At 58.7% G+C, this 20949-nt stretch carries 21 protein-coding genes; 13 read left to right on the top strand and 8 right to left on the bottom strand.

Going from position 1 to position 20949, the window contains the following annotated elements; all coding sequences use genetic code 11:
- Positions 1–23: 23 nt before the first annotated feature.
- Entirely contained in the window at positions 24–479 is a 456-nt protein-coding gene (locus tag AA309_RS18335; protein ID WP_047190469.1) for a PaaI family thioesterase, read from the bottom strand.
- A gap of 83 nt (positions 480–562) precedes the next feature.
- On the opposite strand from AA309_RS18335, the gene AA309_RS18330 reads away from it, so the two are divergent.
- The 7 genes from AA309_RS18330 to greA all read left to right on the top strand — a co-directional run bounded on the left by AA309_RS18330 (position 563) and on the right by greA (position 7080).
- Positions 563–1498, top strand: coding sequence for a DMT family transporter (locus tag AA309_RS18330; RefSeq protein ID WP_047190468.1), 936 nt, complete (start codon positions 563–565; stop codon positions 1496–1498).
- A gap of 103 nt (positions 1499–1601) precedes the next feature.
- On the top strand, positions 1602–2792 hold the full coding sequence (locus tag AA309_RS18325) for a substrate-binding domain-containing protein (RefSeq protein ID WP_047190452.1): 1191 nt from the start codon (positions 1602–1604) through the stop codon (positions 2790–2792).
- Between the two features lie 120 nt (positions 2793–2912).
- Positions 2913–3692 carry an ABC transporter ATP-binding protein gene (locus AA309_RS18320; protein WP_244470417.1) on the top strand — a complete coding sequence of 260 codons (780 nt, stop codon included), beginning with the start codon at positions 2913–2915 and terminating at the stop codon, positions 3690–3692.
- Positions 3685–4410, top strand: coding sequence for an ABC transporter ATP-binding protein (locus AA309_RS18315; protein ID WP_047190451.1), 726 nt, complete (start codon positions 3685–3687; stop codon positions 4408–4410). Before AA309_RS18320 ends, AA309_RS18315 begins: the two co-directional genes overlap by 8 nt.
- Positions 4407–5432 carry a branched-chain amino acid ABC transporter permease gene (locus AA309_RS18310; protein ID WP_047190450.1) on the top strand — a complete coding sequence of 342 codons (1026 nt, stop codon included), beginning with the start codon at positions 4407–4409 and terminating at the stop codon, positions 5430–5432. Before AA309_RS18315 ends, AA309_RS18310 begins: the two co-directional genes overlap by 4 nt.
- A gap of 80 nt (positions 5433–5512) precedes the next feature.
- Positions 5513–6547 (top strand): branched-chain amino acid ABC transporter permease, encoded by a 1035-nt coding sequence (locus AA309_RS18305; protein ID WP_047190466.1) that lies wholly within the window; start codon positions 5513–5515, stop codon positions 6545–6547.
- 65 nt (positions 6548–6612) lie between these two features.
- Entirely contained in the window at positions 6613–7080 is a 468-nt protein-coding gene (gene greA, locus AA309_RS18300) for a transcription elongation factor GreA (RefSeq protein ID WP_047190449.1), read from the top strand.
- A 13-nt stretch (positions 7081–7093) separates the two neighbouring features.
- Here the strand turns inward: greA and AA309_RS18295 are convergent, their stop codons facing one another.
- The gene (locus AA309_RS18295; RefSeq protein WP_047190448.1) at positions 7094–8581 is read right to left on the bottom strand and encodes a sensor domain-containing diguanylate cyclase; all 1488 of its coding nucleotides are present in this window, start codon (positions 8579–8581) and stop codon (positions 7094–7096) included.
- Between the two features lie 174 nt (positions 8582–8755).
- Positions 8756–9139: a transglutaminase-like cysteine peptidase gene (locus AA309_RS18290; RefSeq protein WP_052954815.1), complete on the bottom strand. Its 384-nt coding sequence runs from the start codon at positions 9137–9139 to the stop codon at positions 8756–8758.
- A gap of 303 nt (positions 9140–9442) precedes the next feature.
- On the opposite strand from AA309_RS18290, the gene AA309_RS18285 reads away from it, so the two are divergent.
- On the top strand, positions 9443–10018 hold the full coding sequence (locus tag AA309_RS18285) for a histidine phosphatase family protein (protein ID WP_052954817.1): 576 nt from the start codon (positions 9443–9445) through the stop codon (positions 10016–10018).
- A gap of 17 nt (positions 10019–10035) precedes the next feature.
- Here AA309_RS18285 and AA309_RS18280 read toward each other — a convergent pair whose 3' ends face one another.
- The 4 genes from AA309_RS18280 to AA309_RS18265 all read right to left on the bottom strand — a co-directional run bounded on the left by AA309_RS18280 (position 10036) and on the right by AA309_RS18265 (position 14402).
- Positions 10036–10263 carry a hypothetical protein gene (locus AA309_RS18280; protein WP_047190446.1) on the bottom strand — a complete coding sequence of 76 codons (228 nt, stop codon included), beginning with the start codon at positions 10261–10263 and terminating at the stop codon, positions 10036–10038.
- A gap of 94 nt (positions 10264–10357) precedes the next feature.
- Positions 10358–13390 carry a transcription-repair coupling factor gene (mfd, locus tag AA309_RS18275; RefSeq protein ID WP_244470419.1) on the bottom strand — a complete coding sequence of 1011 codons (3033 nt, stop codon included), beginning with the start codon at positions 13388–13390 and terminating at the stop codon, positions 10358–10360.
- Positions 13391–13749: 359 nt separating this feature from the next.
- Positions 13750–14124, bottom strand: a complete 375-nt coding sequence (locus tag AA309_RS18270; protein WP_047190444.1) for a hypothetical protein — start codon at positions 14122–14124, stop codon at positions 13750–13752.
- Between the two features lie 77 nt (positions 14125–14201).
- Positions 14202–14402 (bottom strand): hypothetical protein, encoded by a 201-nt coding sequence (locus AA309_RS18265; protein WP_047190443.1) that lies wholly within the window; start codon positions 14400–14402, stop codon positions 14202–14204.
- Positions 14403–14729: 327 nt separating this feature from the next.
- Here AA309_RS18265 and AA309_RS18260 point away from each other — a divergent pair, with 327 nt between their 5' ends.
- Positions 14730–16148 carry a protein adenylyltransferase SelO gene (locus AA309_RS18260; RefSeq protein WP_047190442.1) on the top strand — a complete coding sequence of 473 codons (1419 nt, stop codon included), beginning with the start codon at positions 14730–14732 and terminating at the stop codon, positions 16146–16148.
- A gap of 256 nt (positions 16149–16404) precedes the next feature.
- A complete protein-coding gene (locus AA309_RS18255) occupies positions 16405–17082 on the top strand; it encodes a hypothetical protein (RefSeq protein ID WP_084731374.1) in 678 nt (225 codons plus the stop codon).
- Positions 17083–17454: 372 nt separating this feature from the next.
- On the opposite strand, the gene AA309_RS18250 is transcribed toward AA309_RS18255, so the two are convergent.
- A complete protein-coding gene (locus AA309_RS18250; protein ID WP_047190441.1) occupies positions 17455–18960 on the bottom strand; it encodes a type II and III secretion system protein family protein in 1506 nt (501 codons plus the stop codon).
- A gap of 300 nt (positions 18961–19260) precedes the next feature.
- On the opposite strand from AA309_RS18250, the gene AA309_RS18245 reads away from it, so the two are divergent.
- The 3 genes from AA309_RS18245 (at position 19261) to AA309_RS18235 (ending at position 20924) form a co-directional block, all read left to right on the top strand.
- Entirely contained in the window at positions 19261–19773 is a 513-nt protein-coding gene (locus tag AA309_RS18245) for a tetratricopeptide repeat protein (RefSeq protein ID WP_047190440.1), read from the top strand.
- A 339-nt stretch (positions 19774–20112) separates the two neighbouring features.
- Positions 20113–20298 (top strand): Flp family type IVb pilin, encoded by a 186-nt coding sequence (locus tag AA309_RS18240; protein ID WP_047190439.1) that lies wholly within the window; start codon positions 20113–20115, stop codon positions 20296–20298.
- A 110-nt stretch (positions 20299–20408) separates the two neighbouring features.
- Entirely contained in the window at positions 20409–20924 is a 516-nt protein-coding gene (locus AA309_RS18235) for an A24 family peptidase (RefSeq protein WP_047190438.1), read from the top strand.
- Positions 20925–20949 lie beyond the last annotated feature (25 nt).

Below are 20949 nucleotides of genomic sequence, written 5' to 3'. Positions count from 1 at the left end.
CCGGTGAACGGCGCCAAGACGTTCTAATCGCCCACACCATCGCGCCCCTGAATCGTCATCAAAGTGGCGGTTAGAACAGCAATGAGCTTCTCTTGCCCTCCGTTCTCGGCAAAGACATCCGCTTGTGCGAGCGTGATTGTCCGCCCCGCTTTGACGACCCGCCCACGCGCCACAAGCCGACTACCGATAGCGGGCGCGAGAAGATTGATCTTGAACTCGACCGTGAGGACGCCCGCGCCAGAAGGCATCAGGGTCAGGGCCGCATAGCCCGCGGCGGAATCCGCAATACTCGCCACGGCACCCGCGTGCACGAAGCCGTGCTGCTGCGATACACTTGGCGAGGTGGGCATTGCGATTTGCACCAGCCCTGGAGACACGTGAGCTATCGACGCGCCCAGGGTCTCCATGAGCCCCTGCTTTGTGAAACTCCCGCGCACCCGCTCCTCGATACCGGGATCCTCCGGTGCTCGATCGTTCATGACATCGCCTCCAGCCCTGAACGCATTAAGACAGGTTTCAAACCTCTTGTGAATTCCGCCGGCTTCCCCCATGTATGCGGCCCATGAGTCACTCTGCCTCCCAATCCGCGAAAATGGTGCGTTCGGGCGCGCTCGTCGGCATCGGCCTGATGCTGCTCGGCACATTCATGTTTTCCGTCAATGATGTAATGGGCAAATGGCTCGTTGCCACCTATTCCGTCGGCCAGGTTCTGCTATTGCGCAGCATTGCTGCGTTGGCGATTCTTCTGCCGCTCATGCACCGGCAGAATATTCCGCTTAAAGTTCCGCCACAACCGGGTCTCCACGCCGTCCGCATCCTGCTCTCGACCTTCGAGGTCGCATGCTTCTACTGGGCCGTCACCTATCTGCCGCTGGCTGACGTGATGACCTATTATCTCGCGGGCCCCATTTACGTGGCCGCCTTCGCGGTGTTTTGGCTCGGCGAGAAGATCGACAAACCTCGCATCCTCGCCATCGGCGTCGGCTTCATCGGCGTGCTGATTGCGCTACGTCCCTCGCCCGCGACGATCTCGTGGCCCGCCTCCATCGCTCTGGCCGGCAGCGTGTTCTATTCGCTACTGATGATCACCACCCGCAAGCTGCGGGACACCGACGACGGCACGCTGGTCTTGGGCCAGATGCTCGGCAACCTGATCTTCGGCATCGCCGTCGCGCCTTTCGCATGGGTCACGCCAGGATGGCTCGATCTGGCTGGCCTCTTCCTGCTGGGGATCGTGTCGATGGTGGCTCACGCCTGCGTCAACCGCTCGCTGAAAATTGCTCCGGCCTCTGTCGTCGCGCCATACCAGTATACGCTCATCATCTGGGCGATCGTGCTGGGTTACCTCGCCTTCGGCGACATCGTCGAGTTCTGGACTCTGGTGGGCGCAGCCGTGATCTGTACGGCAGGTCTGGCTCTGCTGCTTCTCGAACGTGAAGCCGCACGCCGCGGGCGCGTACCTAAGGATATCGAGGAGCCCGTGCTGCCGGAGGCTTAACCCAAAGACCAACGCGCTCTCCACAGACTGCCCAACAATCGCGCTTGACAGTTTCCGCCACGGGACCGTCAATGGTGCAACAAAAACACACATGGGGAGTGCGATGCGCCTCAAGCTCAAAATCACTGCCGCAACGGCAGGAATTCTGTTCGCCACTGCGGCTTTTGCCCAGGATATCAAAATTGCTCTGATCGCCGGCAAAACTGGTCCGCTCGAGGCTTACGCGAAGCAAACCGAAGCCGGCTTCATGATGGGCCTTGAGTACCTCACCAAGGGCACCATGGCGCTGAACGGTCGCAAGATCTCCGTGATCGTGAAGGACGACCAGCTGAAGGCCGATCTCGCAAAGACGCTGCTGGAGCAGGCTTATAACGACGACAATGTCGACATCGCTGTCGGCACAACCTCCTCCGCTGCGGCGCTCGCGATGCTTCCCGTTGCAGAAGAGAACGGCAAAGTGCTGATCGTCGAGCCCGCCGTGGCTGATGCGATCACCGGCGAGAAGTGGAATCGCTTCATCTTCCGCACGGCCCGCAACTCCACCCAGGATGCCTATGGCGCCGCGGCAGCCATTCCGGCCAGCGGCGATGTTTCCATTGCGACGCTCGCGCAGGACTACGCCTTCGGCAAGGACGGCGTAGCTGCTCTCAAGAACGCGCTCGCCGAGATCCGCCCGAACGCGAAGGTCGTGTTCGAGGAATATACACCTCAGAACGCCACGGATTTTACCGCCTCCGCTCAGCGCATCTTCGACGCGCTGAAGGACAAGCCGGGCAAAAAGATCATCAACATCATCTGGGCCGGTCAGCATCCACTGCCGAAGATCGCCGACCTGAAGCCTGAGCGTTTCGGCATCGAGATCGCGCCCGGCGGTAACATCCTGCCCGTCATGCAGATCTACAAGAACTATCCCGGTATGGAAGGCGCCGTGTACTACTACTATGCCTTCCCGAAGAACGCGATGAACGACTGGCTCGTCGCCGAGCACCAGAAGCGCTTCAACGCTCCGCCGGACTTCTTCACCGCAGGCGGTTTCGCCGCTGCTTCCGCTGTCGTCACCGCGATCGAGAAGGCCGGCGGCACCGACACCGAGAAGCTGATCAAGGCCATGGAAGGCATGAGCTTCGAGACGCCAAAGGGCACCATGAGCTTCCGCAAGGAAGATCACCAGGCGCTGCAGGCTATGTATCACTTCAAGGTCAAGGCCAGCGGCAAGGACGCGAACGACCTGCTCGATCTCGTCGCCACGATCCCTGCCGACAAGATGCCCATTCCGGTTCGCAACAAGCGCTAGCGCATCGTGCGGAAAAGTAGGCCCGGTTTTCCGCATCCAACGATGCGCCGCGTAAAAAGGGAGCATCGGATCGATCCCAAAAGTGGGCTTGCACTTTTGGGTCCGATGCGTAAGCCAACTGTGACATCATCAGCCACGACAACGCCCGCGCTTGAAACGCGCGGGCTTACCATTCGCTTCGGCGGCCATGTGGCCGTCAACAACGTGTCGTGCCAGTTCTCCCCTGGCACACTGACAGCCATTGTCGGCCCGAACGGCGCTGGCAAGACTACCTATTTCAACCTGATCTCCGGCCAGTTGTGCGCCACGTCGGGACAGGTTCTGGTCGAGGGAGAGGACATCACCTTCCTACCGCCGTCTGCCCGCGCTAAGCGCGGCCTAGGCCGCGCCTTTCAGCTCACCAACCTCTTCCCGGAACTGACTGCGCTGGAGAACGTGCGCCTTGCCGTGCAAAGCCGCGCCGAGGCGGGTTGGTCCCTGCTGAAGGTCTGGAACAGTCGCCGCGATCTCATCGCGAAGGCGGAAGAGATCCTTGAGCGCGTGCGCTTGAGCGACAAGCGCCACATCGCACCGAAGGCGCTTTCACATGGCGATCAGCGCAAGCTCGAAGTCGCGCTGCTCATCGCGATGGAGCCCAAGGTTTTCATGTTCGATGAGCCCACCGCCGGCATGAGCGTCGATGAGGTGCCGACGGTCCTCGAACTCATTCACAACATCAAGCAGCGTAGCGACGCGACCGTACTTCTCGTGGAGCACAAGATGGACGTAGTCCGCTCGCTTGCCGATCGCATCATCGTGCTGCACAACGGCACTCTCGTGGCTGATGGCGATCCAGCCGAGGTCATCGCCTCGCCCGTGGTGCAGGAAGCTTATCTGGGCGTGGAGGTAGCGAATGGCTGAGCCTCTGCTGCAGCTATCCGGCGTTCACACGCATATTGGGCCGTATCACATTCTGCACGGTGTCGACTTTGCCGTTCCCGCAGGCCAGCTCACCATGCTGCTCGGCCGCAATGGCGCCGGCAAGACGACGACTCTGCGCACGATCATGGGCCTGTGGCAGGCATCGTCCGGGGCCATCCGGTTCGACGGCAAGGACATCACGAAGAACAGCACGCCGGATATCGCACGTGCCGGAATTGGATACGTGCCGGAATCCATGGGCATCTTCACGGATCTCACCGTGCGAGAGAACATCGTGCTCGCTGCCCGTAGCGGCCCGGTGGATTCTGCGCGTCTCGATTGGATGCTCGGCCTCTTCCCGGCGCTCAAGCGGTTCTGGAATCTTCCTGCGGGCAATCTCTCCGGCGGCCAGAAGCAGATGCTCGCCATTGCCCGCGCGATTGCCGAGGCGCGCCGCCTTCTGCTCATCGACGAGCCCACCAAGGGCCTCGCGCCCGTGATGGTGCGCAACATGATCGAGGCCTTCAAGGCTCTTAAAGCGGCAGGCGAGACGATCTTGCTCGTGGAGCAGAATTTCTATGCGGCCTCCGCCCTCGGCGACAATGTCGTCGTGATGGATGATGGACGCATCGTGCATTCCGGCGCCATGAGCGAGCTGGTGACGGACAAGAATCTGCAGCAGCGCCTGCTCGGCCTCTCCCTGGATGCTCACCAATGATCGATATGGCTGTTGAACCTACTGCATCGCCTGAGCCGCTTCCGCGCAACAAAACGGATTGGCTGCCGCTCGCGCTCGTTCCCGCGCTCGCGCTCCTTGCTCTACCCTTCGTCGGCAGCGGCTCGACCTGGGTGACGCTTACCGTCGCGGGCCTTGCGATGGGCATGATGATCTTTCTCATGGCGTCCGGTCTCACGCTGGTGTTCGGTCTCATGGACATCATCAATTTCGGCCACGGCGTCTTCATCTCGCTTGGGGCCTATGCGACTCTTCTCGTCCTCGGTCCGCTCGCTGGCTGGGGGCAAGCGGACTCGGTGTGGCTGAATCTTGGTCTGCTGCTCCTGTGCATTCTCGCCGCCATGGGCGTCACTGGCGTCGTTGGCGCGATTTTCGAGCGCGTCATCGTGCGTCCTGTCTATGGCAGCCATCTCAAGCAGATCCTGGTGACCATGGGCGGTCTGATCGTGGCCGAGCAGGCGATTCACGCCATCTGGGGCGCTTCGCCCATCCCGCTCCCACTGCCGCAAACCCTGCGTGGCGCCTTCGTCATCGGCGATATCGTTATGGAGCGTTATCGCGTCGTGGCAGTGGGCATCGGCCTGGTAGTGTTCATCGGCATGCAGCTGCTGCTCAACCGTACTCGCATTGGCCTTCTGATCCGCGCGGGCGTCGAGAATCCTGAGATGGTCGAGGCGCTGGGTTATCGCATCCGCCGCCTCTTTGTCAGCGTGTTCGTAGCAGGCTCAGCACTTGCCGGCCTCGGCGGTGTCATGTGGGCCTTCTATCGCCAGACGCTCACCGCCGGCATGGGTATGGAGGTGATGGTGCTGGTGTTCATCGTCATCATCATCGGCGGCCTCGGCTCTGTTGGCGGCTGCTTTGTCGGTTCCATCCTGGTCGCGCTGGTGGCCAACTATGTCGGCTTCCTCGAGCCGAAGCTCGCCTTGATCTCCAACATCCTCGTCATGGCCCTCGTGCTGATCTGGCGTCCGCAGGGCCTCTTTCCGGTAGCGCGTCGATGAGCACATCCCCTGCCCTGCCCCTCGCCTTTGATGAGACCCGCAAGAGCGGCGGTGCTTTGAGCGGCATCCTGTCCTCGGACATGCCGCGCTCGAAGGTGCTGACCTTTATCCTGCTCGCCATTCTGGTGGTGTTGGCGGCAACGCCGTTCCTGTTTTCCGGCAGCCAGCCATTGAGCACGGCGGCCAAGATCTGCGTCTTCATCGTGCTCGTTGCCAGCTACGATCTGTTGCTCGGCTATACCGGGATTGTCTCTTTCGCTCATACGATGTTCTTCGGCATCGGCGGCTACGGCATTGCCATCGCGCTTGAGCGTCTTGGTCCCACCTGGACCTCTGTTGCTATCGGCCTCGCTGCGGCTCTTGTGCTCTCCGCTGTGTTGGCTGTTGCGATTGGCCTCCTGTCGCTGCGTGTGCGTGCGATTTTTTTCTCGATGATTACGCTGGCCGTGGCCTCCGCTATGGCGGTTCTCGCCTCCCAGCTTTCCGGCATCACTGGTGGCGAAGATGGCCTATCGTTCCAGTTGCCGAATGAGTTGCGCCCAGCCTTCAGGCTTTTGTCCGAGCCAATCCTTGGCGTCGCCATCAATGGGCGTCTCATTGCCTTTTACATGTTGTTCTTCGTCGCCCTCCTGATGTTCCTTCTGCTTCTGCGCATCGTGAATTCTCCGTTCGGCCGCGTGCTGCAGGCGATCCGCGAGAACGAGTTCCGTGCCGAGGCTTTGGGCTATCGTGTGGTGGCGTATCGTACGACAGCCTCCGTCATCTCGGCTCTCATCGCCACGGTGGCCGGTGCCCTCATGGCCCTGTGGCTGCGTTACAATGGTCCGGATACCACGCTCTCCTTCTCCATCATGATCGACATTCTGCTCATGGTCGTCATCGGCGGCATGGGAACGATGTATGGTTCTGTGATCGGCGCCTCTCTCTTCGTTCTCGCCCAGAGCTACCTGCAGGTTCTCATGGAGGCCGGAAGCAAGGCGCTCGCCGGGGTGCCGGTGCTGCCAAACCTGATCCACCCGGATCGGTGGCTGCTCTGGCTCGGTGCGCTCTTCGTCATCAGCGTCTACGCGTTCCCAGGCGGCATCGTGGGACGCTTGCGACAGGCTGAGCAATAAAGACCTGAGGCGCGGAAACTTAGCCGAGTTACAGCGTTTTCTTCGAAAGAGCGGAGGAAGCGCCTATGAGTCGTGCCTTTGTTCGCGAGTCTGAAGGTGGCGAAGCTTTTGAGGATCTGCCTGATCGGACCTTGAGCCCGCATCATCTCGTCACGCCATCGGGACTTGCCCAGATGGATGCCGAGATCCGAACCCTGGAACAGCGCCTTGAGGAAGCGAAGGCCACCGATGACAAGGCCGAAATGGCGCGCCTCTCACGCGATCTGCGCTATTGGTCGGCCAGGCGCGTTTCGGCCGTAGTCGTGCCTCCTCCCACCGACACGGCCCACGTCCGTTTTGGCACCCTCGTGACCATCGAGCGCGAGGATGGGCGGCAACAGACTTATCGGATCGTAGGTGAGGACGAGGCCGATCCCGCGAAGGGAACCATCTCCTATGTCTCACCACTCGCCCAGGCCCTCATGGGAAAAGAGGTCGGCGACGTCATTCCTTTAGGGTTAACGCAAGCCGAAATCATCACAATAGCGGCCTGAAGATCAGTCGGCTTCAAACGCCACCGTTCCTCTGCAGAGTGGCGTAGTAAGCACGTTTGGCCTCATACATACGCAGATCGGCGCGCTTCACCACGGATTCCAGCCGCTCGCCAGGCTCGCTGGTCGCCAGTCCCATGGAAAAACTGAGCGGAAGACCGGTGTAGAACTGGTTGTTGACCTCGAGCAGATTCTCAATGCTCTCCAGGACCACCTTGGCGTCTCGCTCCTCCGTTCCCGGCAGCAGCAGGGCGAACTCATCGCCGCCGATGCGAGCCGCGCACGAAGGCTTGTCAACCGCTTTGTTGAGCACCTCGCCCGCACGGCGCAGCAACGCATCACCGGCTGCATGACCCAGCTGATCGTTCGCCGTCTTTAATCCGTTGAGATCGATGATGACCACTGTCAACGGAAACGGCCCCTTGCGCTCAAGACGATTGAGCTCATCGACAAAGAAGGAACGGTTGTAGAGCTTGGTCAGGACATCGTGCTTACCGAGATATTCCAGATAGGCCTCGGCGCGCTTGCGGGCCGTGATATCCGTCAGCGCAACCTGGACGAGCGACCAATCCTGTTCGTAGCCGGGCAGAACGGAAAACTGCAGGTGCAGGTGAAGTTCGTCGCCGGCCAGGGAGTAGTTCACCACCTCCCGCTGCTGGAAAATTCTGCCATGCCAGAGATCGATGAGCTGCTCCCGGAAGTGCTCCTGCATCTCCTCTCGGAAAACCTCACCGAGATTGCTCAGCAGGGTCTTCTTATCAGGCGCAGCAAAGAGCTCGAGTGTGTGCCGGTTCACGTCGATGACGCGGATCTCGCTCATGCAGCGGGAGACGAATTCCGGATGAACGTCCGTAAAGGTACGAAAGTTGCTGATTCCCTGCCGCCGTACATCCTCAAGCAATTGCTTGACTGCGCTGAAGTCCTCAACCCACAGCGACACAGGAGAGTGTTCGAAGAGGCCGCGCGCGTAGGACTCGCTGACCGCCAGTTCGCGACGTGCTGTTTCCCTTTCCGTCACATCCTCGATGGCAACGAGAACGCGGTTCCAGCTGTCCTCATGTCCCGGCAGGATCGTCCCCTTCAGCTGAATGTCAAGGCGCTTTCCCGAAAGGGCGTAGTTGACGGTATTGCTGCCGAACTCGAGCTTGCCCTCCCATAACTGAACCAGCTCATCGATATGGGTCTTGAGCATGTCGGCACGGAAAATCTGAGAGAGATTGTCAACCAGATGTGTCAGACTCTCGGCCTCGAACAGACTGAGTGTCTTGCGATTGACCTTGATGACGCGAATACGGCTCGAACAAGCGCGGACGCGCTCGGGATCGGCCTCAAGATGCGCCCTCAGCGAAGTCACGCCGTCGGCCCGCCACTCCTGGAAAAGCTGCTTCAGGCCGCTGTAATCTTCCAGCCACAGAGATACGGGTGCCAAATCGAACATGCGGGCGTCGTCTCGTTGATCGTCCGAAGCATAGACGCGCAGAGTGCTGGAGCTGGAATGGGGCATGGAAGGCCTGAGGGATCGTCGAAATCTGGACCATTCAGCCCGCAGATGCCATGTAATACTAGATCAAGAGACAAACTTTTCCTGTCTTAGCTTCATTTTCAGCCTGGGGGAGCGATCATGATTGCCATGGGATTTTACCCGATTATCCCGCTCTTGAGCGGCTCAGTCTCTTCGTCAGCGCAAGCCAACCCGAGCCATCGGCAGGTCTGCCATAGGCTCGGCGGTTCTCTCTCCGGATGCCGAAATCCAGCCCCTATCGGATTGGCGAGCAAAATAGCGGTGTCCCGTCTGAGAGGGCCGGAGGATGGATGAATTGAGGTTGTCGAGCACGAGTTGCCCCTGGACGGTAGAAACCGTGAGAACCGCGTGAGCCACGCCTTGCACGGTTGCGCCAACTGTGACGGACAAGGCGGACGTCGGCCAGCCACGCTCGATCAACATCTTGCACTTCAGAAGCGCGAGATCCTCGCAATCACCTCTCCCACTCATAGGAAGGGTCCAGACATCCCCACGCCCGTACTGTTCCAGGTAAGCCACTTCCACGATGGTGGAGTTCACATGATGTTGACCTGCTGCAGCTCAGCCATTTACCCGGTGTCAGAGCAACCTGTCGCGCAGGTTTTGCCAGGGCTGCGGGAAGCGGTGAAACCACGACGACAAGCCAACATGCAGCGACCACACTGCGCAAGGCTCGAAATCATCGGAATGCCCCCAGGTGCTTTTTGCTGCAGGAGCCTTGTCTATAGCCCTGCCCTGTTCAATCTTGTTTGGGAGTAAGCTGGTGTATTGAGGCCAAAATCGAGCAGCTTGCCTGTTGCGGCCGAGCAGAATGGTACCTTCCTCGTGAAGAGGGAGGAAGAGATGAGATGCAAGCTAAGCAGCATCTTCGCCTTGGCCTGTGCAATGCTGATCGCGCTCGGGGCGACGCAGATAGCAGCCGCATCAGAGGCTGCTTGGCAGCAATTGCAGGCGGGCGGCTCGGTTGCGATCCTTCGCCACGCCCGCGCACCGGGCACAGGCGACCCTCAGAATTTCCGACTGGGGGATTGTGCGACGCAACGCAATCTCTCCGATGCCGGGCGCGCTCAAGCGCAGGACATCGGCTGGCGTTTCAGGGAGCGCAAAGTATCGGTCGAGCGTGTTCTCTCAAGCCGGTGGTGCCGCTCGCTTGAAACGGCCCGCCTTGCATTCGGCGATATGGCCGAGCCTTTCCCACCTCTGGATTCGTTTTTCTCCGACAGAGGACAGCAAGATCGACAGACGCAAGCCGTCCGCCGGACCATCGAGGAATGGCGTTCTCCTGGCGTTCTGGTGCTCGTGACGCATCAGGTCAACATCACTGTCCTGACAGGGACCTTTCCCGCCGAGGGGGAGATTCTCGTGCTCAAGCCCAAGACGTCAGGAGGCTTCGATCTCGTGGGCAGGATCAAGCTTTAGAGGCAAGAAGGAAGACCTCAGGCATCCGCCCGCATCTCGTCGGCCACCCTCTGGCTCATGTAAGGATGGCCCGCCTCATTGAGGGCTCGATCCAGTGCCTCGATGGCGGTCAGGATTTTCGAAAGCTCTTCCGCCATTTCCACCGAGGGAAGTGGCGCTTCCGCGATTTGCCGTGCCATTTCTCGACGGCGTTTCACAAGGCTCTCGCGCGCTGCATTCAGCTCCTTGATTTCCTCGGAAGTCATGGGCTCCTCATCATCTCAAGCAGTTCTAGGGATAAGTCCGCTCGGCTGAATATGTTCGCATGCGACCTGCAAGCAAGTGGCCGGACGACCGATCTCAAAAAAACCTGCCCAACAGCGCCACAATAGACTTCAACCGCTCGTCAGGCTCTTCTATGGAGCGCGCGAGGACCAGCCGCTCACCGTTCCAGTGAAGCTCGCCACCGGAATCCTCAATCGCTTGGTTCAGTGGGAGTGCGTCGGCAGCTCCGGGTCGGAACGTTAGGGCGATGGCCTGTGGCCCGGCATCGACGCGCGCGATCCCTAGACGAAGACACAGCTGCTTCAGCTCCGCCAAGTTGATGAGGTTCTGCAAGGATTGCGGCAAGGCTCCAAAGCGGTCCTCGATCTCAGCTTCGAGATCCTCCACGTTCTCTAGTGAATCAAGCCGCGATATCCGCGCATAAAGATTGATCCGCGTTTCCGGATCGTTGATGTAGCTTTCCGGGATAGTGCCCATGAGACCGATATTGAGCTCCGGCGACCATGCATCCTCAATGCTCTCGCCATGCAAGGCCCGCCGCAGCATATGCTGGTAGAGGTCTGTTCCGATGAGCTTAATATGACCGGCCTGCTCCTCGCCGAGGATCGAGCCGGCTCCGCGTTGATCAAGATCCTGCGCGCTGATGGCAAACCCAGCGCCGAGGCGGTCCAGCGCCACAAGCGTCCGCAAGCGCTTCTCGGTTGCCTTGGGAAGCACCTGATCGGGCTCTGTCAAGAGATAGGCGGTGCCCCGAATGCGTCCTCGTCCAACACGTCCCCGCAGCTGATGAAGCTGCGCGAGACCGAAACGATCGGCCCGCCATACCAGCATGGTGTTCGCGCGAGGAACATCGAGGCCGCTCTCGATGATATTTGTGGTCAGCAGAACATCTCCCTCTCCATCCGCGAAACGGACCATTGCCTCGTCCGTTTCCTCGGGCGGAATCTGGCCATGCGCCACGATCAGTTCGAGTTCAGGAGCAAGCCTGGTCAGCTGCCCCCTCATCGGTTCGATATCTTCGATCCTCGAACACACGACGAAGCTCTGCCCCGCGCGTCGCTTTTCGCGCATGAGAGCTTCGCGCACCGTGGCTGGGTCGAAGGCACTCAGGAAGGTGCGGATCGGCTGGCGCCGCGCGGGCGGCGTCGCGATGATGCTGATATCCTGCAGACCAACAAGAGAAGATTGCAGCGTGCGCGGGATGGGTGTCGCAGTCAGCGTGAGCACGTGCCCACCACGTCCTAATTGTCTGAGCTTGCTTTTGTGAGCCGTCCCGAAGCGCTGCTCCTCGTCGATGATCACCAAGCCGAGATCCTTGAACCTAATCCCTTTGCCGGCGAGCGCATGCGTCCCCACCACGATCCTGATTGATCCATCGGCGAGGCCTCTCTTGACGGCCCGCGCCTCTGCAGGAGTGACCAGACGCGAGAGATGGGCAATTTCCATGTCCAACCCAGCAAACCGCCGCTCGAATGTCCGCAGATGCTGGCGGGCGAGGACCGTGGTAGGTGCGACGACGGCCACCTGTTTTCCGGACAAGGCGACAGCAGCAGCCGCACGCAGGGCAACTTCCGTCTTGCCGAACCCAACATCGCCACAGACGAGGCGATCCATGGGATGCCCTGAGGCGAGATCCTGCAGCACCTCCTCAATGGCACGGGCCTGATCCGGCGTTTCGGTAAACGCAAAGCGAGCGACGAAGCGTTCGTAGTCCCGGTTTGGCGGAGTGATCGGATCGATCTGGACTGCTCTGCGCTCGTCAACCAGAGATCTCAATCGCTTGGACACGTCCTGGATCTCGGCTTCAATCGTCTTGCGGCGGGCAATCCATGCATCGCCATTCAGCCTATCCAATTTAAGAGTGTCGGATGCCGAACCATAACGCCAGATCTGGTCCATTCCCGTCGCGGGAACCATGATCTTTGCCTCATCTGCATAAGCCAGACGGATAGCATCTTCGCCGCTCTGATCTCCAAGCGAAATTGCTTCGATGCCTTCCAAGCTCCCGATGCCATGTTCGATGTGGACGACGGTATCACCAATGTGAAAGCCTGCATCTGCCTGCAGAGACCATACCGAAGTTGCCTCAGGCGCAACCTCGGTGCTGACTCGGCTCCCGAGGACATCGTATGCCGTGATGACTGCGGCTCCAGCATCATCATCGATGAAGCCACGCCTGACATCTGCCTTGATGGAAAACCATCCTCGAGGTTCTCCATTGATCACCTTATTCCAACAATCTACGGCAGCTATTTTTGCTTGAATGTTCTGTACGCTGCGTCGAAGTCGACTGAGATCGCGCTCGGCCGCCGCGATAAGCACAATTCTCCGCTGCAATTTCTCTTGGGAACTTATGAAGCTGGACAACGCCTGCGCCGGCTTGGAAGCACTTGCGAAGAACGGAACCTTGCTCTCACCTGTTTCGGTTTCCGGAGCATCCCGAATGAGGGTCAATTGCATTGCATTCAGAACCTGTTGCCATTCGTCATCAAGGATGAAGAGCCGTTCTGGCTTGACTGCATACTCCGCGCCGCTGCGAAAGCTGTTTCGACTTTCATAGGCATCAGCAATCTGTTCCATTGCATTTTGACGGCGCTCTTCTGCCCTTTCTTCCATGACCATTTCAGCATCAGGCCAGTAGTCGAAGACAGTCTCAAGCTGTCTATAATACTCCGGCAGGCGGTGCTCCATTCCCACGTAACGATCTCTGGAAGAAGCATCATCGCTCGTCTCGCTCAGAACGACTTCCGAAGCCGGCTCCAGCGTGATGCTGTCAACATCCTCTTCCGTTCGTTGAGAAACAGGATCGTAACGACGAATGGAAAGAATGGAAGAACCATCATGCTCCGCGCGATAAGGCAGCGGACGATTGGCGGGAAAGAGATCGATAACCTGCCCGCGAATGGCCGCCTCTCCGGCTTCATCGACTCTGTCGTCCAACACATAACCCGAGCGATGCAAAAAGCTCTCAAGCGCTTCTTGGATAAATGCGTCACCTGTTTTGAGAGAGAAAGTCGCACTCGCCCATAGCTCCCTCGGCGGCACACGTTGGACAACGGCTGCCGGGCTGGTAATCAGCAGACGTGGCCCTTTCGCGGGTGCCGCCATTTGGCGGAGGACAGACATTCGCCGCCCCATGACATCGCGCGAAGGTGACGCACTGTCATAAGGAAGACAGTCCCAAGGTGGTAGAACATGGACCTCCAGATCCGGCGACAGTCCTTTGACAGCGCTTGCCAGCTGCTCAGCCCAGCGTTGCCCTTGCGCCAGATGGATGAGACCCTGCGCCCCAGCATGGTGCGCCAACGCGATTAGACGCACCGCATGCAAGCCGACAAATGGCGCAAGGAATAAATCACGATGCCCAAGGTCCTGAGAAGCGGCGGGCTCGGTGCGCATAGGGTTCCTTTGGATGGAAGACGCTCTGAACAGAGCATCAACGCCCAGTGTCCCTCGCAGTTGCAGAATTAGAGACTTCTCCTCCGCAGGAGAGCGCCGATCCGTGGGGCTGCAATCTCTGCCTTGCGCATCTCGAAAAGCGCATCCTGCATCACATCGATCGATGCGACCGCCTGTGCACGGGATGCAGCGATCACCGCTGGATCTCGCGCGGAGAAACGGTCCGCATCCCGCACCAACTTCACGCAACGTTCCTGAACGAGGGAGCGAGCCTCCTTCAGTCGCGGCGTCGACTGAGAGGACTGAGCCATGTCATCACAGATCTTCAGCACATCCCGGGCGAGGTCCTCGCTAGAATACAGTCCCGAATAAGAGCGGATCATGCCGCGCACGCCGCTCAAGGAATGGCGGATCTCCTGCCGCAGAATGCTGTCATCGCTCATCGTTAGGATCCGAAAGGACTGGTTGAGCCCGCTTATCGGGATGAGGGCCGATATACCTCAGGAAATCTAAGAGACTCTTAGCCCTGCCCTCCTGAAGCAGGCGCAGTTTTAGCGCGGATCGGTTCCGGCGCAGGTACATGATCTTGGGCGGCTGTCACGGATGAGCGGAGTCCAGCCTTCTGCAGCACCGGTCCGGCGATGATCCCTGCAACGAAAGCAAATGCAAGCACGACCAAAGCAACACGCCCATAGAGGGTCGCTAGATCCTTGAGCGCCATTCATCTCTCCCAGGGCTGTTTCGTTGAGAGAAGCATAGGAGTCGCCGCTGAGTCAGCCAAGCTACGACACAACAATTCGGGCAAGCCTACCCCAGAGCCAATCAAAACTCGCTATGCAACCCGTGGATCGAAAAACAGTTTTTCTCCTGACCTTACTGAAAAATACTTTTCCACAGCATGGTTAACGCGTGATGCATTCATATACTCTGTTACACATTCAATGCGAGTAATGCACTGTTGTTTCAAGTCACATGAAAACACGTCGAGAGCCCTTATGAACATTTTGCCTGGACCATGATTGAACCTGTCGAACCGGAATAAGAGCCGATGCCCCTTTCTCCCGCATACCGTGCCTCGACGTCTCACCAAGATCTGGGCTCGGATTTCTTTGACGTCGTCGTACCTGCCGAATTTCCGATCCACATTCTGCGCTATCGTAATCAGCGCTGGGCTGAGCGGACGGGCCTTGCTGATCTGACGGATGAGGAATGGATCCGGCACTTCGGCCTCTTCGCCCCGCTTCCTGGGAGTTTCGGGCAGGCCCTAGCGCTGCGCTATCACGGCCATCAGTTCCGAACCTATAATCCTTATCTCGGCGACGGACGCGGCTTTCTGTTCGCGCAATTGCACGACATCGAGGATGGAAGGCTGCTCGACCTCGGCACCAAGGGAAGTGGACAGACACCCTGGTCTCGCCACGCCGATGGGCGCCTGACGCTGAAAGGTGGCGTTCGGGAGGTGCTGGCAACCGAGATGCTCGATGCACTGGGGGTCAACACATCGAAATCATTCAGCCTGATCGAAACCGGTGAGGAACTCGAGCGCAGTGACGAGCCTTCCCCCACCCGCTCATCGGTTCTCGTGCGCCTGAGTCACTCGCATATTCGCGTCGGCACATTCCAGCGCCTGCTCTATCTCGATGAGACGAACAATATCAGGAAGCTGCTCGATTATACGATAGCAACCTACATGCCTGAGATTTGGCGTCAGAGCGAAATGGAGCGCGCGGCTGCCTTTGTCGAAGAAGTGTGTCGGCGCGTTGCACGCATGGGCGCTCAATGGATGGCTGCAGGTTTCGTTCATGGTGTTCTCAATACCGACAACATCAACGTCACAGGTGAGAGTTTTGATTACGGCCCTTGGCGTTTTCTCCCCTCTTACGAACCAGGCTTTACGGCTGCCTATTTCGATGAGACAGGTCTTTATGCATTCGGGCGTCAGCCTGATGCACTTTTGTGGAACTTGTTCAGGCTCGCTGAATGCTTTTTGCCGATTGCTGAGCAGAGCGAACTTGAACCCTCATTGGCTGCCTTCGAACCTGCTCTTCATCAGGAATTCGCAGCTGCCATCCTCCGCCGTCTTGGTCTTCGCTCTGAAGGCTATGAGCAGGATGGCATGCTTGCCAAAAACCTATGGACATTCCTTCACAGCACGAGAGCTCCCTTCGAGCAGACCTTCTTTGACTGGTTTGGCGGCTTGAAGAGCCTCGAACGCGCGACACAGGGCCCATCGGACGAGTTTTACGCTCATCCCAGCTTCCAGCCATTTCGCCAGAGTCTTGAGGATTTCAAGACCCTTCCAAACCTTAGACTCGACCACTCCTACTTTGCGAGAACAACGCCTTGTACGATGTTGATTGAGGACGTGGAGGCAATCTGGGAACCTATCGCTCGCGCCGATGACTGGTCCGCCTTCAATGCTAAGCTGACGGAGATTGCACTCATGGCCGAGGCTTATGACCTCTAGATCCTCACACCTACTGGCATGAAAGAACCTTCAGCCATGTTGAGTAAATATTCTCACAGAATGACTTTTCATATCTAGCGGCCAAGCACGCAAAGAAGAATTGCAGTTATGTTTGCAACTTGAAAATTGTTCCAGCTACTGAGCTGTAATTTCTTCAACAACTTACGGGAACGATATTCCTAGGCTTGCGTAATATAGCCACGAAAGTCGTCAAGCGGCGACTTAAGTAGAGTAAAATCTTTCCAGTAGGTGAATCATGAAGCGTTCCCACGCCCTCGTTTTGTCTGGCGCTGCCTTCCTCGCCGTCCTTTCCTCTCCGTCATTCGCTCAAACCGTTCGCTCAGGCATGCAATGCGTGCCAGATGTCGCGAATGCGTCGATGTACCACAACTGCCGCCTTCGCACTGTTGCGGGGGAGGAAGTGTGCCGCTGCGCCGTCCGTCCTCAAGCCTTGCGCCGCACGGATCGCGTCCGCAATCAGGACCAGGGTGATATCACCACTGGCTCGATCAACCGTGGCACGATCTTCCAGGGTGGCCAGTTTGGCGAAGGAACCCTTAGCACCGGCGCGTCTGCTGGTGGGGGATCTCTCAGTGGTGGAACCAACGGCAGTGGCGCTGCGGATGGCGCGGCAGGTGGCGGCACGACGAGATCCGGCAGCGGCGGCGCAGTTGCAGATAATGGCGGCACAGGTGGCAGCGGCGCTGGCACCAATTCTGGTAGCGGCAACACAGGTGGTAACGGCGGATCTGCTGGTGGCGGCACGTCCAGCGGCGGCGACACCGACAATGGTGGATCGGGTAATTCCGGCAATGGCAATGGCAATGCCAATGGCAATGGTAACGGCAACAACGGCGGCGGCCATGGCAATAACGGCTATGGCAATGGCGGTGGCGATGGCAGTCCCAACGGCAAGGACGATACGATCCGCTAAACTTGCCTGACGTCTTTTGTGAGAAACCCCTGGCCTCAACGGAGCCAGGGGATTTCTTACTCGCGGAAGACCTTCACCTGCTGCGCAGGTTATTGTGGCGTTGCCGGGGCACTGGATGGAGGAGCAACTCCCCCTGTTTCTGCATTACCGGTGCTGTAGCGTCGCATGACAACAGCGGTGCGCTGCCCATCACCTGGAATCTGAGTATTCATCACGTAAGGTGGCCAAGGATCGGAAGTGTGCACTGTCCGGTTCCAGGCCTGTGCCTCGCCTGCAGAGAGAGTGATCGTATCGCGGCGTTCCATGTAATCCACGCAACCGCCAAGCGATATGGCTGAAAGAGCCAGGGCCGCTGAAATGGCGAGCCGAGCCTTACTGCTTGACGACTTTTTTGACGGCATTGCGCTTTCCTGGCTTCAGCTCGACGATGTGTCCGTACGGTCCGATCACGCCCGTTCCTTCAGCGAAGCGCTTCTGCATGTCGCTATCGACTTCGAGCGAGCCGAGAAGGAAGAACTCGAGATCATTGCTGGGCTTTGCTGAATCGAGTGGTGTGCGAAGCGGTTGCCCTGGCTTGCCCGGCTTCACGAGACGTGGAGTCACGATGATGACGAGATCCGTCTCCTGCTCTTCGAAGGCTGAAGAGCTGAACAGCGTACCGATGACGGGTAATTGCCCGAGCCACGGAATCTGCTCGCGGCTCTTCGAGTGAACACTCTGCAGCAGGCCCGCCATCGCAAAGCTCTGGCCATCACGGATCTCGATCGAGGTGCTGGCACGCCGTGTGATGAAACCTGGAATGGAAATCGAGCCCGTGCTGACGCGGATCGTTTCATCAACCTGACTAACCTCAGGCTCCAGCTTGAGATTGATGATTCCATTCTCAAGTACAGTGGGTGTGAAGTTCAGGCGAACACCGAATTCCTTGTAGGTGACGGTCACTTGGTTATCGTCGGACGCAACAGGAATGGGAATTTCGCCACCAGCCAGGAAGCTCGCCTTCTCCCCGGAAAGAGCAACCAGGTTCGGCTCGGCGAGGCGACGTGCCAATCCCTTCTCTTCGAGAGCCTGCACGAGAACATCCGCGCTCACGCCTCCTCCGAGGACATTGGCTAGCACCGTACCGAAGGGCGTGCTGCCACTAGGCAGGAGCGAGTTGAAGCGGACGATACCATCCTCAATCTCCTCGTTACCGCGGGGCCTGAAGCCCCCCGTCCTGACGTCGCGAGACCCGCTACGGACATGCCAGCTGATGCCGAGTTCGCGACCGGCACTACGGTTCGCCTCGATGAAGCGGACTTCCAGCATGACCTGCTGACCGCCTGTGACACGCAGAGCATTGATGATGCCGTCCGAGCCGCCGTATTGCTCTGCGATTTCCAGAGCCTTGCGCAGTGCGATCCCGTCCGGCACCGTGCCGCTCAGGCGAAGACGCCCGTTGACGGTTTCCGTCCTGATGTTGGCTTGGGGGATGGTTTCCTGGATGGTAGCAGCGAGATCAGGCGTATCGGCGCCAACTTCCACATTGACCGTTCCCAACAGTTCGTCGTCGGCTCCGTAAACCGCGACATTGGTCCGCCCGTCTGCCTTGCCCAGAACGTAGAAAGAGCGCGCGGTGAGAGGAACGGCCGTTGCGATATCAGGATTGCCGACGACCACGCGCCCGACATCCGCAGCGGTCCTGGCCGTCAGGAACTGGCCCTGGGCCACATTGATATCGCCAATGGCGCGTCCCTTGTTGAAACGCAGGAGTCTCTCCTGGGCCTGAGCCGATGGCAGCACTCCGACAAAGGCAGACAGGAGGGCGGCCATTGCGAGAACAGGCGCGATCTTGCTCAGCGCAGCACGGCAGCGCGCCGGATCAAACGTTGCTCGCATCACTGAAACCGCCCCTGGTAAACGATACATTGTTCTATTTTGCCGCTCTCATTCTCCTCTGGACCACACGTCCAGCCGATCAGATGGCCTAGAACGCCAATACTTGGAGGCATGCATGGTTAAAGGGCCGTAAAGAACCGGCGGTCTAGGCCGTCTGGCCTAGTCATAATCTCAGATTAATCGCGCATGCCCACTGAGAGCATAAGCCATGCGTCCGGGCTTGCGAGCGCCACTGATCCATTGCTACACCCTTAAGTGAATCGCACATCCAGTGCGGGGAAAAGATGCGTGGGGGCTGCAATGGGGACACTCGAACGTAAGCTGGCATCAGCACTGCTCGCGTGTGCACTTCCCTTGTTAGCCGCCTGCAACAGCACCGGCCTTTCGAGCTTCGGCAATAGTACCGCCGAGCTCGAGCTCCCCTCCTCCGTCGAGGAATATCCTGACAACGAGGTGTTCAAGGTTGCGAAGGTCCAATTCGCAGCTGGGAATTATGGGCATGCCGCGCGCTATTATGAACGCACGGTGGAGGTTCAGCCGAACAACGGCGAGGCTTGGCTGGGCCTTGCCGCCTCTTACGATCGGGTGCGTCGTTTCGACCTCGCCGACAGAGCGTATCGGGAGGCCGGCCGCCTGATCGGAGACCGGGCCGAGTATTACAACAACATCGGCTACTCCTATCTTTTACGCGGCGATGTTGTGAAGGCCCGCAGCAATTTCCTCAAAGCCCACGAACTCGATCCCGCGAGTGCCACGATCAACAACAACCTGGACCTCCTGAGGGATAACGTCGCACGCTCAAAACAACGCTGATCCGGCACTGAGGTCAGCTTCTAAAACACAGTCGCCCTCGACCATTTGGACGAATGGAACTCGCGAGAAAGACCTTACTGCCACCAGGCAGCTCTCGCTGACGTCCGGCAGAGTGTTGTTGACGGACCTCCAAAAGATCTCTTCTTCAATCCTGACATAACAGCCTCTCCTCACTAGGCCGTTTGGCCGAATTCAGGCTCTTGGAAGCTCTAGGCCATCAGGCTGAATAGACCTGCCTACAAAAAGTTCCTTAAATATCTTTAACACAGCCGCGAGGGCTTGTGGGGGGTCGCATCAAGCATGCGACAGACCAGTGTACCAAACCGAGGAACAAAAACTATGAAGTCTCTCGTTACGCGCTTCCTGAAGGACGAGTCCGGCGCCACCGCTATCGAATACGGCCTCATCGCCGCCCTGATCGCAGTCGTCATTATCGGAGCCGTGAGCGTGGTTGGCACCCAGCTGGATATCAGCTTCGATAAGATTGCGACGAAGCTGACGGCAGCCAACACCGCAAACCCATAAGTCGTAGACTTGGGCAAGCTCACGTCTTGAACATAGCGGAGGGGAGCCCCCTCCGCTCCTTTCATTGAATTCTCCACGTTCATTGCGATACGAACTTCCAAGGGGCCGGAATGACGATCTCCGCTGTAGCAGCGCTCACTGCAAGCATCTGCTTCGCTGCAGGGACGATCTGGGCGGGCCTCATGGATCTGGCCACGATGAAGATCCGCAATGAGCTGGTTCTCTTCCTTCTCGCCATCTATGCTGCCTTGGCACCGCTTGCCGGCTTTGGAGCGGTCGAGATCGGGTGGAGTGCAGCGGTTGCATTAGCCGTCTTGGCCGGCATGTTTGCTGTCTTCGGCTTGGGATGGATCGGCGGCGGCGATGCCAAGCTCATCGCGGTGATGGTGCTGTGGCTCGGCGCAGAGCAGGCTCTGCCTTATGTCCTTTACATAGCCGTTTTTGGCGGTGTGCTGAGCCTGCTCCTCCTGAAATTTCGTTCATTGCCGCTTCCGGCTTTCTGCACGGGCGTGCCCTGGATCGTTCAGCTGCATTCGCGAGAGTCTGGCGTTCCCTATGGAATTGCGATCGCAGCAGCAGCTCTTTTCATGTTTCCGAATACGCCTTGGATGACGGTGCTGTCATGAGACGGGTCATCACCATGGCAGGCCT

Source organism: Microvirga vignae, assembly GCF_001017175.1.
Lineage (GTDB): Bacteria > Pseudomonadota > Alphaproteobacteria > Rhizobiales > Beijerinckiaceae > Microvirga > Microvirga vignae.
This window is presented reverse-complemented; position numbering and strand designations above follow the sequence as displayed.

Excerpts from the sequence above, each read along its gene's own strand:
- AA309_RS18335 (WP_047190469.1), bottom strand. The coding sequence starts at position 479 with ATGAACGATCGAGCACCGGAGGATCCCGGTATCGAGGAGCGGGTGCGC.
- AA309_RS18330 (WP_047190468.1), top strand. The coding sequence starts at position 563 with ATGAGTCACTCTGCCTCCCAATCCGCGAAAATGGTGCGTTCGGGCGCG.
- AA309_RS18325 (WP_047190452.1), top strand. The coding sequence starts at position 1,602 with ATGCGCCTCAAGCTCAAAATCACTGCCGCAACGGCAGGAATTCTGTTC.
- AA309_RS18315 (WP_047190451.1), top strand. The coding sequence starts at position 3,685 with ATGGCTGAGCCTCTGCTGCAGCTATCCGGCGTTCACACGCATATTGGG.
- AA309_RS18310 (WP_047190450.1), top strand. The coding sequence starts at position 4,407 with ATGATCGATATGGCTGTTGAACCTACTGCATCGCCTGAGCCGCTTCCG.
- AA309_RS18305 (WP_047190466.1), top strand. The coding sequence starts at position 5,513 with ATGCCGCGCTCGAAGGTGCTGACCTTTATCCTGCTCGCCATTCTGGTG.
- greA (WP_047190449.1), top strand. The coding sequence starts at position 6,613 with ATGAGTCGTGCCTTTGTTCGCGAGTCTGAAGGTGGCGAAGCTTTTGAG.
- AA309_RS18295 (WP_047190448.1), bottom strand. The coding sequence starts at position 8,581 with ATGCCCCATTCCAGCTCCAGCACTCTGCGCGTCTATGCTTCGGACGAT.
- AA309_RS18285 (WP_052954817.1), top strand. The coding sequence starts at position 9,443 with ATGAGATGCAAGCTAAGCAGCATCTTCGCCTTGGCCTGTGCAATGCTG.
- AA309_RS18280 (WP_047190446.1), bottom strand. The coding sequence starts at position 10,263 with ATGACTTCCGAGGAAATCAAGGAGCTGAATGCAGCGCGCGAGAGCCTT.
- mfd (WP_244470419.1), bottom strand. The coding sequence starts at position 13,390 with ATGGCGGCACCCGCGAAAGGGCCACGTCTGCTGATTACCAGCCCGGCA.
- AA309_RS18270 (WP_047190444.1), bottom strand. The coding sequence starts at position 14,124 with ATGAGCGATGACAGCATTCTGCGGCAGGAGATCCGCCATTCCTTGAGC.
- AA309_RS18265 (WP_047190443.1), bottom strand. The coding sequence starts at position 14,402 with ATGGCGCTCAAGGATCTAGCGACCCTCTATGGGCGTGTTGCTTTGGTC.
- AA309_RS18260 (WP_047190442.1), top strand. The coding sequence starts at position 14,730 with ATGCCCCTTTCTCCCGCATACCGTGCCTCGACGTCTCACCAAGATCTG.
- AA309_RS18255 (WP_084731374.1), top strand. The coding sequence starts at position 16,405 with ATGAAGCGTTCCCACGCCCTCGTTTTGTCTGGCGCTGCCTTCCTCGCC.
- AA309_RS18250 (WP_047190441.1), bottom strand. The coding sequence starts at position 18,960 with ATGCGAGCAACGTTTGATCCGGCGCGCTGCCGTGCTGCGCTGAGCAAG.
- AA309_RS18245 (WP_047190440.1), top strand. The coding sequence starts at position 19,261 with ATGGGGACACTCGAACGTAAGCTGGCATCAGCACTGCTCGCGTGTGCA.
- AA309_RS18240 (WP_047190439.1), top strand. The coding sequence starts at position 20,113 with ATGAAGTCTCTCGTTACGCGCTTCCTGAAGGACGAGTCCGGCGCCACC.
- AA309_RS18235 (WP_047190438.1), top strand. The coding sequence starts at position 20,409 with ATGACGATCTCCGCTGTAGCAGCGCTCACTGCAAGCATCTGCTTCGCT.